The organism is Acrocarpospora phusangensis, from assembly GCF_016862995.1.
Lineage (GTDB): Bacteria > Actinomycetota > Actinomycetes > Streptosporangiales > Streptosporangiaceae > Acrocarpospora > Acrocarpospora phusangensis.
This window is the reverse complement of record NZ_BOOA01000057.1, coordinates 43,407-56,611: the sequence shown is the minus strand read 5'-3', so window position 1 is coordinate 56,611 and position 13,205 is coordinate 43,407. Positions and strand designations below refer to the sequence as shown.

The following is a 13,205-nucleotide window of genomic DNA, read 5'->3' as shown; positions in this document are numbered from 1 at the left end:
CTACTTCGAGGAGGCGCAGCTGCCGTTCGTGGTCGGCGTCAACGGCTTCAACGGCATGTACGCCCACGCCGAGGAGGAGGTCAGGGAGGCCCTCTCCCTGTCTCCGCACATCCCCGTGGTGCGGACCGACGCCCGGGCCCGCGAGTCGGTCAAGAGCACGCTCATCACGCTGGTGGAACACGCGCTCACCACGCGCGTGGGCTCGCCCGGCTGGTGAGGCGGATAGGCTGGGGATCCTGGGGTAGTCCCCTGACCCACGACTTCTAGGCTGGCCAATCACGTGTTCGAGACGCTTTCCGACCGGCTGACTTCGGTCTTCTCCTCGCTTCGCGCCAAGGGCAGACTGTCCGACGCGGACATCGACGCGACCTGCCGTGAGATCCGCATCGCGCTGCTGGAAGCGGATGTCGCGCTGCCGGTGGTCAAGGACTTCGTCGCCCATGTCAAGGAACGGGCCCGCGGCGCCGAGGTGTCCCAGGCCCTCAACCCCGCCCAGCAGGTCGTCAAGATCGTCAATGACGAGCTGATCGGCATCCTCGGCGGCGAGACCCGGCGCCTGCGCTACGCCAAGAACCCGCCGACCGTGCTGATGCTCGCCGGTCTGCAGGGCGCGGGCAAGACCACGCTGGCCGGCAAGCTGGCCCAGTGGCTGCGCGAGCAGGGCCACGTGCCGCTGCTGGTGGCCTGCGACCTGCAGCGGCCCAACGCGGTGCAGCAGCTGGCCGTGATGGCCGAGCGGGCCCAGGTGGCCGTGTTCGCGCCCGAGCCGGGCAACGGCGTGGGTGACCCGGTCGAGGTGGCCCGCCGCTCGATCGAGCACGCCAAGCGCCAGCAGCACGACATCGTCATCATCGACACCGCCGGCCGTCTCGGCATCGACCAGGAGCTGATGCGGCAGGCCGCCGACATCCGCGACGCGGTCCAGCCCGACGAGGTCCTGTTCGTGGTCGACGCCATGATCGGCCAGGACGCGGTGACCACCGCGCAGGCGTTCATGGACGGCGTGGGCTTCGACGGCGTCGTGCTCACCAAGCTGGACGGCGACGCCCGCGGCGGCGCGGCCCTGTCGGTCCGCCACATCACCGGCCGCCCGATCATGTTCGCCTCCACCGGCGAGAAGCTCGAGGACTTCGACGCCTTCCACCCCGACCGGATGGCGGGCCGCATCCTCGACATGGGTGACATCCTCACCTTGATCGAGCAGGCCCAGCGCACCTTCGACGAGGCCGAGGCCGCCAAGATGGCGGGCAAGCTGGCCTCCGGCGACGGCTTCACGCTGGACGACTTCCTCGAGCAGATGATGATGGTCCGCAGGATGGGGCCGATCAAGAACCTGCTCGGCATGATGCCCGGCATGGGGCAGATGCGGGACCAGCTCAACCAGGTCGACGACCGGGACCTGGACCGGATCGCCGCCATCATCCGCTCGATGACGCCCGGCGAGCGCACCGACCCGAAGATCATCAAGGGTTCCCGCCGGGAGCGTATCGCGCGCGGTTCCGGCGTGACCGTGACCGAGGTCAACAACCTGGTCATCCGCTTCTTCGAGGCGCAGAAGATGATGAAGCGCATGTCCCAGGGCATGGGCATCCCCGGCATGCCGGGCGGGCGGCGGCAGCAGAAGGCGGCCAAGCCCAAGAAGGGACGCAGGGTCAGCGGCGACCCGCGCAAGGCCGGGCTGCCCAAACCCGCCGCGGAGGCGCCCAAACCCGGGCTCGGCGCGCTGGGCAACCTCGGCCAGCAGCTTCCGCCGGGTTTCGATCCGTCCAAGTTCAAGCTGCCTGGGCAGAAGTAGGCCCGATCATCTGGCAGAATGTGTTGCTGGAACATCGTGACTTGGCGGGTGCCCTCTCACCCCCGCCGGTCGCGCCTGTCCCTCGAGCGGTAGACACGTCGTGCCCCACTCGATGAGACACCGCTCACCCACTTGCTGAAGCAGGAGAGACCACACCCGTGGCAGTCAAGATCAAGCTCAAGCGGCTCGGCATGATCCGCAACCCGCAGTACCGCATCGTCGTCGCCGACAGCCGCACCAAGCGGGACGGCCGCGCGATCGAGGAGATCGGCCTGTACCACCCGAAGGAGAACCCGTCGCTCATCCGGGTCGACTCCGAGCGGGCGCAGTACTGGCTGGGCGTCGGCGCGCAGCCGACCGACCCGGTCCTGAAGATCTTCAAGCTGACCGGTGACTGGCAGAAGTTCAAGGGCGAGGCCGCGCCGGCTCCGCTCCTGGTCGCCGAGGCCGGTCCGGACCGGCACGCGCTCTACGAGGCCGCCGCCAAGGAGACGCTGTCCGGTGACACCGGTGGCGCCGCCACCACGCCTCGCAAGGCCCGCAAGGCCGAGCCGAAGGCCGAGACCCCCGCCGAGGCTGAGCCGGAAGCCCAGGCCTGAGGTGCTGGAAGAGGCCCTCGAACACCTGGTTAAGGGCATCGTCGAACATCCCGACGAGGTCCGGGTTCGGGCGCGGAAAATCCGTACCGGGCGCGTCCTTGAGGTCCGGGTTCATCCTGAGGACCTCGGCAAGGTCATCGGCCGCGGGGGCCGCACGGCCAAGGCGTTGCGCACTGTCATCAACGCGCTCGCCGACGGCAAGTACGTCCGGGTCGACCTGGTCGACCTGAACGAGGCCCGCTGAGCACACACACGCGCGACATCGGGGGACCCCATGGGGTCCCCCGACCTGTTTCCGGGGCAAGCTAGGGATAGGGGATTCATGCAGTTGGTCGTGGGCAGGATCGGGCGTCCGCACGGCGTCCGCGGTGAGGTCACCGTGGAGGTCTGCACCGACGCGCCCGACCAGCGTTTCGCCCCCGGCACCGCGCTGGCCACCGACCCGGCGGGCCGCGGGCCGCTGGTGGTGGAGGGCGCGCGCTGGCACAAGGGCATCCTGATGCTCCGCCTGGCCGGCGTGGACGGCCGCGACGCCGCCGAATCCCTCAGGGACACGCTGCTGGTCGTCGACTCCGCCGACCTGCCGCCGTCCGAGGACCCCGACGAGTTCCACGACCACCAGCTGATCGGCCTGGCCGTCCGCACCCCCGACGGCGTCCCCGTCGGCGAGGTCGCCGACGTCCTCCACCACGGCCAGGACCTCCTGGTGGTACGGCGTGCCGGGCGCGACGACGCGTACGTGCCGTTCGTGAAGGCCCTGGTCCCCGACATCGACCTGGACGAGGGCTTCCTGGTCGTCGCCGCGCCTCCCGGTCTGTTCGACCTGGACGTCTGACATGCGCATCGACGTCGTCTCGATCTTCCCCGAGTACTTCGCGCCGCTGTCGGTCTCGCTGATGGGCAAGGCCCGCGAGCGCGGCATCCTCGACATCCGCCTCCACCAGCTCCGCGACTGGGCCCACGACGTGCACCACACCGTGGACGACACGCCGTACGGCGGCGGGCCCGGCATGGTCATGAAGCCGGAGGTCTGGGGCGAGGCCATCGACAGCGTCTGCGCCGAACCCCCGCCGGACGCGATCACCCCCCGGCTGGTCGTCCCCACGCCCAGCGGCCGCCGCTTCACCCAGCAGGTCGCGCTGGAGTACGCCGCGGAGCCGTGGCTGCTGTTCGCCCCCGCCCGCTACGAGGGCATCGACTCCCGCGTCATGGCCGAGTACGCCTCCCGCCTGCGTGTGGACGAGGTCAGCATCGGCGACTACGTGCTGGCCGGGGGAGAGGCCGCGGTGCTGGTGATGGTGGAGGCCGTCGCCCGGCTGCTGCCCGGCGTGCTCGGCAACGCCAACTCGGTGACGGACGACTCCTTCGCGCCGGGGCCGATGCAGAACCTGCTGGAAGGGCCCGTCTACACCAAGCCGCCGGTGTGGCGGGGGCGCGAGGTGCCGGAGATCCTGCTGTCCGGGCATCACGGCAAGATCGCTCGCTGGCGGCGGGACGAGGCGCTCCGCAGGACGTACGAGCGGAGGCCCGAGCTGCTCACGGCCGTACAGGACCTGGACAAGGCGGATCGGCGGGCGCTGGCGGACCTGGACCCGGATCTCGGCTGAGCCGGTTCCACGGCTCGTTTCGCCTGGCACCCGAAGATGTGGCAAACTTAGTCGCTGTTGCCTACGTTGATGTCTACGTCGGCACAGCACGGTCGGGGCATCGCGCCCGATCACCGAGACGTATTCAGCTCAGCACGCGCGTCCCTCACGACGCCGGTCCGCCGTGGCCGGCCGGATGGACCTCCGGGTGCTCGCTTCGATGAGGAACCGCTGTCATGCACCAGATGATCCAGGAGCTTGAGAAAGCTTCCCTCCGCACGGACGTCCCGGCGTTCCGCCCGGGTGACACCCTTGAGGTGCACGTCCGCGTCGTCGAAGGAAACCGGTCCCGAATCCAGGTGTTCAAGGGCTTCGTCCTGCGCCGCCAGGGCGGTGGCAACCGTGAGACTTTCACCGTCCGCAAGATCAGCTACGGCGTCGGCGTCGAGCGCACCTTCCCGGTGCACAGCCCGGTGATCGAGAAGATCACCCTGGTCACCCGCGGCGACGTTCGCCGCGCCAAGCTGTACTACATGCGTGATCTGCGCGGTAAGGCGGCTCGTATCCGCGAGAAGCGCGACGCGCTCCCCGCCGCGAAGTAAGGCGGCAGCGATGAACAGCCCGTGCCGCTACGGCACGGGCTATTCGTCATTTTGCGGACGTTCCCCAAGCGCCGGCAGCGCATTTGGCAAGACGATGCCGCGTCGGCAACGCTCGGTGACACGGGCATCATCTAGGCTCGTCAGCAGGCGAGCCCAGGCGAGGTCACGGGCTCGCGTGTTTTGTGACTAGCGAAGCAGGGCCGGGCGGCCGGCCCTGACCAGGACGGGGTGGACGTGGTCGCGGAAGACACCCAGCAGAACGCCAAGGGCGACAAGGGGAAGAAAGGCTCGTTCTGGCGGGAACTGCCGGTTCTGGTGGTCGTCGCCCTGGTGCTCGCGCTGCTCATCAAGTCCTTCGTGGTCCAGGCGTTCTACATCCCATCGGAGTCGATGGAGAACACCCTCCTGAAGAACGACCGGGTGCTGGTGAACAAGCTCGTCTACCGGGTCCGCGACATCGAGCGCGGCGACGTGGTGGTGTTCTCCGGCGTCGACTCCTGGGGCGGCGAGGTCGAGTACGAGGAGCCCAGCAACCCCATCGCGGGCTTCTTCCGCTGGGTCGGCACGGCCTTCGGCGTCGTCCCCGGCGAGAAGGACTACATCAAGCGCGTCATCGGCGTGCCCGGCGACACCGTCAAGTGCTGCGACGCCAAGGGCCGCGTCACCGTCAACGGCACCCCGCTCAACGAGGAGGCGTACCTCTACCCGGGCGATGTGCCGTCCATCTCCAACTTCGAGATCGTCGTCCCCGACGACCGGCTCTGGGTGATGGGCGACCACCGCGCGGTCTCGCTCGACTCCCGCGCCCACGGCGGCGACCCGGGCGGCGGCACCATCCCGATCGAGCAGGTCATCGGCCGCGCGTTCGTCATCGTCTGGCCGTTCGACCGGGCCACCGTGCTGCCCATCCCCGAGACCTTCGACCAGCCGGCCCTGCACGCCGCCCAGGCGGCCGCCGGGGCCGCGCCGCTCCTGCTCGGCTTCACGCTGGCCTTCCCCCTGGTGGCCCTTAGACGCCGCATATGGGTGAGGCGGTAACGTACCGCAGGTGACCGTGGCTGAAGAGACCGATCCCCCCGCCCCCAAGAAGAAACGCTCCGCCCTCCGCGAAACCATCCTTTTCACGGTGGGCGGCGTCCTGGTGGCCGTTCTCGTGCATCTGTTCGTGATGCAGTCGTTCTACATCCCGTCCGAGTCGATGGAGAACACGCTCCTGGTCAACGACCGGGTCGTGGTGTTCAAGCTGGGCGGCATCGACCGCGGCGACATCGTCGTCTTCAAGGGCTGGGACGGCGAGGACACCATCAAGCGGGTGATCGGCAAGGGCGGCGACACGATCAAGTGCTGTGACCCGCAGCGGCGCATCACCGTCAACGGGACCCCCATCGAGGAAGAGGACAACTACCTCTACCCCGGCGACTATCCCGGCAAGACCTTCGAGGTCAAGGTGCCGGCGGGCCGCCTCTGGCTGATGGGCGACCACCGCACGAACTCGATGGACTCCCGTTCCTTCATGGAGGACGAGTTCCACGGCACCATCGCCGAATCCGACGTGATCGGTACGGCTTTCGCCCGGTACTGGCCGTTCGACCGGCTGGCTTTCTTCTCTCGTCCGGAGACGTTCTCCAAGATCCCTTGATGGGGCGTACGCTGCTTCTGTCATGACAGTTGCCTATCGTCCCCGTCCCAGCGTCGTACGTCGCGATTCGGGGCTCTACGGATACGAGCGGGCCCTCGCCCGGCGTGGCCTCGCCCCCATCGCCGGCGTGGACGAGGCCGGTCGCGGCGCGTGCGCCGGTCCGCTGGTCGTCGCCGCGGTCGTCCTCGGCCGCGAACTCGACGGCCTGGCCGACTCCAAGCTGCTCACCCCCGCCCGCCGGGAGGAGCTCCACCGCAAGATCATGGCCACCGCCCGCGCGGTGAGCGTGGTGGTCATCCCTCCCGGTGAACTGGACGCCCGCGGCCTGCACAAGAGCAACGTGGCCGGGATGCGCCGGGCGATCGCCGCCCTCGGCCTGGTCCCCGGCTACATCCTCACCGACGGCTTCCCCGTCCCCGGCCTGCCCGCCCCGTCCCTGGCGGTCTGGAAGGGCGACCAGGTCGCCGCCTGCGTGGCCGCCGCCTCGATCGTGGCCAAGGTGACTCGTGACCAGATGATGACCGAACTCCACGACGTCTTCCCGGAGTACGGTTTCGCCTTGCACAAGGGATATGTGACCCAATCGCACCGCAGGGCCCTGGCGGCCCACGGACCCAGCCCGCATCATCGGTTCTCGTTCGTGACAGTGGCGAGGACCAGGCTGGGTATGGACATGCGGGAGAATGGGTCAGGGGCCCAGACGGGGTGTGGAACAGGAGGACCGGCATGAGCGCGGAGGATCTCGAAAAGTACGAGACCGAAATGGAGCTGCAGCTCTACCGCGAGTACCGCGACGTGGTCGGCCTGTTCACGTATGTCGTGGAGACCGAGCGTCGCTTCTACCTGACCAACTCGGTAGACCTCGACGTGCGGACCGCGGAGAACGGGGACGTCTTCTTCGACGTCAAGATGCAGGACGCGTGGGTGTGGGACATGTATCGCCCGGCGCGATTTGTGAAGAATGTCCGGGTTGTCACGTTCAAGGATGTGAACGTGGAGGAACTGGCGAAGCCTGACCTGGAAATGCCGAAGGAAGGTTTCTCCAGCTAGCGAACACCGGATCCGGAAAGTTGACCGACTCTTTGACCTGGGAGATCGGTTGTACGGCTGTCGCGCTCACGACATCAGCGGATTCCGTGGGAATCGATAGCCCGCCAGGCCTCGGTAATACAGCCCTCCTCGTAATTCCATCGGCCGTTGGTCTGTCCCCGTACCAGTAGGGCCCGCACCTCGGAGAGGTTCGCGGTGGAAGGGACATTGAGCGTCACCCGGGCCGAACTGTTCGAGTCCTTCGCCGTCGGCTTCCAGCGGCGCGAACAGATCGAGGACGGCCTGCGGACCATCTTTGCCGCCGTCCGACGGGACCACGCGGATGGTGTAGTTCTCTGACCGCTCCAGCGGCTCGCGCGCCCAGATGGCACCGTCGGCGTCCGTCTCGGTGCGTACCACGTCTCCCATCGCGATCCCGCGGGCGAACCAGGGGACCCCGCGGGCGAACCAGGGGATGTTGTCCAGCTTCGCCCGATCTTCTGCCACGGAGATCGCCCATACGCGCTCGGTACCGACCGGCGGCCGGCCGTCCCCGTCCTGCGGGAGATCTTCGTACGTGACCAGCCGGTGGGCGCCTGTCAGAAGCGGTCACAGCCGCAGGATGGCGCATACGTCCCTTCGTGCCCTGGAGATCGGGACTGGCCGTATGCCCTTTTCGGAGCGGGCCGGAGCTTTTCCACAGGTGGGGGGTTATCCACAGGGCGGGATTTCGGGGCCATGCGGGGGCCGGGTTTGAGCGATGGTCGGGGCCGGAGGTGGTCTCGTGGCCGCGAAGGACGAACTCGGTAAGACCGGCGAGCGGCTCGCCGTGGATTTTCTGCGGGCGGCGGGGATGGAGGTGCTGTCCCGCAACTGGCGCTGCGGCGCCGGTGAGATCGACATCGTGGCGCGTGACGGGCGTGTGCTGGTGGTGGTGGAGGTCAAGACCCGGTCCGGCAGGAGCCACGGGACCGCGCTGGAGTCGGTGACCCAGGAGAAGGTGCTGCGGCTGCGGTCTCTCGCCGGGCGGTGGCTCGCGGCGCAGGGCGAGTGGTTCGACTCGATCCGGGTGGACGTGATAGCCCTGGAGCGCTTCGCTGGCGACTTCTCGATCCGGCACGAGCGGGGGCTGGTCTGACATGCCCGTCGCGCGTACGAGGTGTGTCGCCCTGCTCGGCGTCACCGGCCACACCGTCGAGATCGAAGCCGATGTGGGCAGGGGCGTGGTCGGCACCCATCTCATCGGGCTGCTCGACATGGCCATCAGCGAATCCAGGGACCGCGTTCGATCCGCCCTGCTCAACAGCCGCTTCGACTGGCCGGACGCCAGGGTCACGGTCAGCCTGTTCCCGGCCAGCCTTCCGAAGCGGGGCTCGATCTTCGACGTGGCCATCGCGATGGCGATCCTCGCCGCGGCGGGGCTCGTCCCGCCGTCCCGGGTCGCGGAGCCCTTCTTCCTGGGCGAACTCGGGCTGGACGGAAAGATCAGGCCGATCCGGGGAGTCCTCCCCGCCGCGCTGGCCGCCGCCCAGGCGGGAGCCCGTCTGATCGTCGTGCCGTCGCTCAACGCCAGTGAGGCGGCTCTGGTGCCTGGGCTGACCGTCGTACCCGCGACCAGCCTGCGCGAACTCGTGGACTGGCTCCGCGAAGGAGACCTTGACCGGCTGCCCTGCGTCGATGAGCTTGCTGAGGCCGCTTTCGACGCGCCCGCCCCTCTGTCGTCCCCCGGCCTGGACCTGATGGAGGTCGTCGGACAGCCGCTCGGCCGGTGGGCCCTGGAGATCTGCGCGGCCGGTGGTCACAACCTCTGGCTCCTCGGCTCGCCGGGAACCGGCAAGACCATGCTCGCCGAACGGCTTCCCACGATCCTGCCCGTACTGGATCGCGACCAGGCCCTGGAAGTGACCGCCATCCACTCGATCGCGGGCAACCTCACCGGCAGCCACCCCCTGCTCTACCGGCCTCCCTTCGTGGCCCCGCACCACACGGCCACGGTCGCCTCGGTCATCGGCGGCGGCACCGGCCTGATCCGCCCCGGCGCGGTCAGCCTCGCCCACCAGGGTGTGCTCTTCATGGACGAAGCCCCCGAATTCGCCAGTGGCGTCCTCGACTCCCTCCGCCAGCCCCTCGAATCCGGCAGGGTCACCCTCTCCAGGGCCGCCGGAACGGTCACATTCCCGGCTCGATTCACCCTCGTCCTGGCGGCCAATCCCTGTCCCTGCGGCTTGGGCGGCGAAGCAGGCCGATTCTGCGGCTGCAGCCCCAACAACCGCCGCCGCTACCTGGCCCGCCTCTCCGGGCCTCTTCTCGACCGCGTGGACGTGAAGATCCGGCTCGCCCGTCCCAGCCGCGCCGAACTCATGGCCGACCGCGCCCACGTGGAACCGAGCAGCACGGTCTCCGAACGCGTCATCCAAGCCCGGGAACGCGCCGCCAAACGCCTCGCCGGCACCCCTTGGCGCAACAACGCGGAAGTCTCCTCCGCGGTCCTCCACCGCGAACTCCGCCTCCCCTCAACCGCCCTCACGCCGCTCACCCGAGCCCTCGACGTCGGCACCCTCAGTGCCCGGGGCCTCGACCGGGTCCTCCGCGTCGCCTGGACGATTTCCGATCTCTCCGCCCGAGACCGTCCCGGCGTCGACGACGTCAACGCCGCCCTAACCATGTGGACAGGACAGGAATCTTGACCCCCTCTATCCCAAACCCCGTGAATCCCGGCTGGACACCTACCTGGTCCCCAGCCCTGCGCCCCCTCACCTATCCACCCCTCGACCCCAACGGCGGAACTTCCATGAGCCAGTCCGCTCCCGCCCCCTCCCACACATCGGAAAGCCACCGAACGCCGGTGGTTCAACAGCCAGCCGTGGACTGCCGAACGACAGAAGACCACCAGACGGTTCGGGGTCACCAGACCTCCGGGGCGGGCGGTGGGGTCACTGCTTCGAGCAGGCCTGACGGTGAAGGGTCCCGTCGGACGGTTGGGGGTCACCAGACCTCCGGGGCGGGTGGCGGGGTGACTGCTTCGAGCAGGATTGACGGTGAAGGGTCCCGTCCGGAGGGACGCAATTTCGGCGGGGCGGCAGCTGGGCATTTCGGTGCCAGCGGAGGGGTTCAGGAGTCGGTCTCTGCTTTCGGGGGTTCCGGCCAGGTGGGGAGAGGTCCGGGGGCGGTCGATCCGGCGGGGGACGCGGATCGGCTGGCGCGGGCGGAGATCACGCGGATCGTCGAGCCCGGCGATCCGGTCATGGGCCGGTTGATCGAGGAATACGGAGCGGCGGGCGCGCTGGCGCAGGTCCGCCAGGGAATGCTGGAGCCGGAGTTCGTCCGCGTTGAGGAGGAGACGGCCAACGCGGAACGGCGCAGGCTCAACTTGGCCCAGCTGGTAACGGGATGGGCCGGCCGAGCCGCAGGATGTACGGGCCGGGCGGAAGACGACCTCGCCTCCGGCAGATTGTTGATCCCCGGAGACCCAGGCTGGCCGTCCCAGCTCAATGATCTAGGGCGGCTCCGCCCCTACGGCCTGTGGCTGGACGGCGAGGAGGACCTGCGCTTCGCGTGCCTTCGTTCGGTCTCCATCGTCGGGGCACGAGCGGCCACCGCCTACGGCACACACGCGGCGGCGGAACTCGCAGCCGGACTCAGTGACCGCTCCTGGTCAGTGATCAGCGGCGGCGCGTACGGAATCGACGGAGCCGCCCACCGCGGCGCGCTCGCCGGCGTCGCGCCGACCATCGTCGTCCTGGCCTGCGGCACCGACGTCAGCTACCCCTCCGCCCACGCCGACCTCTTCCGCGCCGTCCGCGAACGAGGCCTGGTGATCAGCGAGTCACCACCAGGAGTACAGCCCACCCGCCTGCGCTTCCTCGTCAGAAACCGCGTCATCGCCGCCCTCTCCCGGGGAACCGTGATCGTCCAGGCGGCTCTCCGAAGCGGCGCCCTCAACACCGCCTCGCACGCCTCCGCCCTCAACCGCCAGCTGATGGCCGTCCCCGGCCCCATCACCACCGACGTCTCCGCCGGCTGCCACACCCTCATCCGCCAAGCCCGCGCCACCTGCGTCACCTCCGTCCCCGAGATCATCGAACTCGTCGGTTCCATCGGCGACGACCTGGCCCCCGTCCTCCGCGGCCCCAGCCACCCCCGCGACTACCTCAACGAAGAAACCAAACGCGTCCTCGACGCCGTCCCCTCCCGCACCCCCGCCGGCCCCGCCACCATCGCCAGCGCCGCCGCCCTCCCCCTGACCACCACCCTCAGCTGCCTGGGCGGCCTCGAATCCGCCGGCTACATCCTCCAAACCCCCACCGGCTGGCGCCTCAAACCCCCCTCACCGAACCCCCCGAACTAACCCCAAACGCTTTACGGCCTCCACGCTCCGCCTCCCCCCTCCCCCCGCGACCCGACCAGCCCTTCGCGTTCTCGCATGGCCACTTCCGCAACGCGGCCCTTCACGTTTACGCATACGAGCAGGCGCAATCCCTCCGTCACCCGAAAACCGAGACGCTGAGCGAGCTTGACCACGCGCGGTTGAGGGCCCGTCCGCGACTTCCGGTTGTCCTCGCCAACGGCTACCTCGGTGCACAGCGCTGGACAGCATGCGGAGCCGGACGGCGAGCAGGGTGGGCCGCGGGATCATCCGCTGACAGCGTCGTCAGTACCAAAGACCTGATCTGCACGTTCGAAGCGGTCTACATGTCCGCACTGGTCTGCACGAAGTCGTTGCATGTCGGCCTTGGTCTACACGATGAGCATGAACGCACGATGAGCATGAACGCACGATGGACGTGGTCTGCACGTCCTGCAGTAGCGAGTCTCGGAGCAGGCTGGCGGCGCGTTGCGGTGACTGTCCGTCAGGATCCTGAGCAGCTCCTCCGGGATCAGGCTGCCCACGACGTGATTGTTGCGTCCCAGTTGGATCACGGCGCGAAAGCAGGACACTGGCGGCTAGTCAGATCGCTGGACATGCTGGGGGTTCAGCGGGATGGTCGTTGTGAGCTGTGGGGATGGGGTCCGATGGAGGTTTCGGTCGAAGGGCTTGTTTCGGTCGAAGGGCTCTTGGCGGAGTTCGAGCGGCATCTGCGGGTGGAACGGGATTTGTCGCCGCACACGGTTCGCGCGTACCTGGGGGATGTCGGCTCGCTGATCGGTCATCTTGAGGACGCTGGGGCCGGACTCGCGGGGCTTGATATCGGGATGCTCCGGGAGTGGTTGGGCGATCAGCATGGGGCTGGGAAGTCCAGGGCCACGTTGGCCAGGCGGGCCGCTTGCGCACGCGTTTTCACGGCGTTCTGTCATCGGCGCGGATGGCTCGCCGATGATCCTGGATTGCTGCTGGGCTCGCCGAAGGGGGGACGGAGCCTGCCTGTGGTACTCGATCAGGAGGAAGCCCGCGCGGCGTTGAACGTCCCGGCACCTGACGATCCGAAGGGCTTGCGGGATCAAGCGGTTCTGGAAGTGCTCTATGCCACCGGTATCCGTGTCAGCGAACTGTGCGGGCTCGATGTGGACGATGTAGACCGGGACCGACGTACGTTGCGCGTTCTAGGAAAGGGCAGGAAGGAAAGAGTCGTTCCGTTCGGACTGCCGGCACTGCGTGCGCTGGACGCATGGTGCATCCGCGGCCGCCCGCTCTTGATCCGAGAAGGCACCGGCCCCGCACTGTTCCTCGGAACCAGAGGCGGCCGCCTGGACCAAACCACCGTTCGTCGCATCGTCCACACCCGCCTCACCGAAACAGGCACCACCGACCTAAGCCCTCACGGCCTCCGCCACACCGCCGCCACCCACCTCCTCGAAGGCGGAGCCGACCTCCGAAGCGTCCAGGAAATCCTCGGCCACGCCTCCCTCGGCACCACCCAGATCTACACCCACGTCTCCATCGACCGCCTCCACACTGCCTACCGCCAAGCCCACCCCCGCGCCTAACGCGGTGACTGGGCCGATGGCGGAGCACGG

The 13,205-nt window shown here is 68.6% G+C and carries 15 protein-coding genes and 1 pseudogene; 15 read left to right on the top strand and 1 reads right to left on the bottom strand.

Annotation, left to right across the window (positions count from 1 at the left end; genetic code table 11):
- The 11 genes and pseudogenes from Aph01nite_RS29080 to Aph01nite_RS29030 form a co-directional block, all read left to right on the top strand.
- Positions 1–217, top strand: a pseudogene (locus tag Aph01nite_RS29080) (ATP-binding protein); the annotation flags it as partial.
- A 63-nt stretch (positions 218–280) separates the two neighbouring features.
- Positions 281–1,795, top strand: a complete 1,515-nt coding sequence (gene ffh / locus Aph01nite_RS29075; protein WP_204044206.1) for a signal recognition particle protein — start codon at positions 281–283, stop codon at positions 1,793–1,795.
- A gap of 158 nt (positions 1,796–1,953) precedes the next feature.
- On the top strand, positions 1,954–2,394 hold the full coding sequence (rpsP, locus tag Aph01nite_RS29070) for a 30S ribosomal protein S16 (protein ID WP_204044205.1): 441 nt from the start codon (positions 1,954–1,956) through the stop codon (positions 2,392–2,394).
- A 1-nt stretch (position 2,395) separates the two neighbouring features.
- Positions 2,396–2,638, top strand: a complete 243-nt coding sequence (locus tag Aph01nite_RS29065) for an RNA-binding protein (protein WP_204044204.1) — start codon at positions 2,396–2,398, stop codon at positions 2,636–2,638.
- Positions 2,639–2,716: 78 nt separating this feature from the next.
- Positions 2,717–3,229, top strand: a complete 513-nt coding sequence (gene rimM, locus Aph01nite_RS29060) for a ribosome maturation factor RimM (protein WP_204044203.1) — start codon at positions 2,717–2,719, stop codon at positions 3,227–3,229.
- A 1-nt stretch (position 3,230) separates the two neighbouring features.
- A complete protein-coding gene (trmD, locus tag Aph01nite_RS29055) occupies positions 3,231–4,001 on the top strand; it encodes a tRNA (guanosine(37)-N1)-methyltransferase TrmD (RefSeq protein ID WP_204044202.1) in 771 nt (256 codons plus the stop codon).
- Between the two features lie 215 nt (positions 4,002–4,216).
- Complete coding sequence (gene rplS, locus Aph01nite_RS29050; protein ID WP_204044201.1) at positions 4,217–4,582, top strand: 50S ribosomal protein L19; 366 nt, start codon at positions 4,217–4,219, stop codon at positions 4,580–4,582.
- Positions 4,583–4,810: 228 nt separating this feature from the next.
- A complete protein-coding gene (gene lepB, locus Aph01nite_RS29045; protein WP_204044200.1) occupies positions 4,811–5,620 on the top strand; it encodes a signal peptidase I in 810 nt (269 codons plus the stop codon).
- Between the two features lie 10 nt (positions 5,621–5,630).
- The gene (gene lepB / locus Aph01nite_RS29040; RefSeq protein WP_204044199.1) at positions 5,631–6,221 is read left to right on the top strand and encodes a signal peptidase I; all 591 of its coding nucleotides are present in this window, start codon (positions 5,631–5,633) and stop codon (positions 6,219–6,221) included.
- A gap of 22 nt (positions 6,222–6,243) precedes the next feature.
- Entirely contained in the window at positions 6,244–6,951 is a 708-nt protein-coding gene (locus Aph01nite_RS29035; RefSeq protein WP_204044198.1) for a ribonuclease HII, read from the top strand.
- On the top strand, positions 6,948–7,271 hold the full coding sequence (locus tag Aph01nite_RS29030) for a DUF2469 domain-containing protein (RefSeq protein WP_030511723.1): 324 nt from the start codon (positions 6,948–6,950) through the stop codon (positions 7,269–7,271). Before Aph01nite_RS29035 ends, Aph01nite_RS29030 begins: the two co-directional genes overlap by 4 nt.
- Before the next feature lie 66 nt (positions 7,272–7,337).
- Here the strand turns inward: Aph01nite_RS29030 and Aph01nite_RS29025 are convergent, their stop codons facing one another.
- The gene (locus tag Aph01nite_RS29025; RefSeq protein ID WP_275419307.1) at positions 7,338–7,835 is read right to left on the bottom strand and encodes a DUF4265 domain-containing protein; all 498 of its coding nucleotides are present in this window, start codon (positions 7,833–7,835) and stop codon (positions 7,338–7,340) included.
- Between the two features lie 199 nt (positions 7,836–8,034).
- Here Aph01nite_RS29025 and Aph01nite_RS29020 point away from each other — a divergent pair, with 199 nt between their 5' ends.
- From Aph01nite_RS29020 to Aph01nite_RS29005, 4 genes are all read left to right on the top strand, one after another.
- Positions 8,035–8,388 (top strand): YraN family protein, encoded by a 354-nt coding sequence (locus tag Aph01nite_RS29020; RefSeq protein WP_239162063.1) that lies wholly within the window; start codon positions 8,035–8,037, stop codon positions 8,386–8,388.
- A 1-nt stretch (position 8,389) separates the two neighbouring features.
- A complete protein-coding gene (locus Aph01nite_RS29015) occupies positions 8,390–9,937 on the top strand; it encodes a YifB family Mg chelatase-like AAA ATPase (RefSeq protein WP_204044195.1) in 1,548 nt (515 codons plus the stop codon).
- Between the two features lie 461 nt (positions 9,938–10,398).
- Positions 10,399–11,598 (top strand): DNA-processing protein DprA, encoded by a 1,200-nt coding sequence (gene dprA / locus Aph01nite_RS29010; protein ID WP_239162062.1) that lies wholly within the window; start codon positions 10,399–10,401, stop codon positions 11,596–11,598.
- A gap of 665 nt (positions 11,599–12,263) precedes the next feature.
- Positions 12,264–13,175, top strand: coding sequence for a tyrosine recombinase XerC (locus tag Aph01nite_RS29005; protein WP_239162061.1), 912 nt, complete (start codon positions 12,264–12,266; stop codon positions 13,173–13,175).
- The last annotated feature ends 30 nt before the right edge of the window (positions 13,176–13,205 follow it).

Excerpts from the sequence above, each read along its gene's own strand:
- rimM (WP_204044203.1), top strand. The coding sequence starts at position 2,717 with ATGCAGTTGGTCGTGGGCAGGATCGGGCGTCCGCACGGCGTCCGCGGT.
- trmD (WP_204044202.1), top strand. The coding sequence starts at position 3,231 with ATGCGCATCGACGTCGTCTCGATCTTCCCCGAGTACTTCGCGCCGCTG.
- rplS (WP_204044201.1), top strand. The coding sequence starts at position 4,217 with ATGCACCAGATGATCCAGGAGCTTGAGAAAGCTTCCCTCCGCACGGAC.
- Aph01nite_RS29035 (WP_204044198.1), top strand. The coding sequence starts at position 6,244 with ATGACAGTTGCCTATCGTCCCCGTCCCAGCGTCGTACGTCGCGATTCG.
- Aph01nite_RS29030 (WP_030511723.1), top strand. The coding sequence starts at position 6,948 with ATGAGCGCGGAGGATCTCGAAAAGTACGAGACCGAAATGGAGCTGCAG.
- Aph01nite_RS29015 (WP_204044195.1), top strand. The coding sequence starts at position 8,390 with ATGCCCGTCGCGCGTACGAGGTGTGTCGCCCTGCTCGGCGTCACCGGC.
- Aph01nite_RS29005 (WP_239162061.1), top strand. The coding sequence starts at position 12,264 with ATGGAGGTTTCGGTCGAAGGGCTTGTTTCGGTCGAAGGGCTCTTGGCG.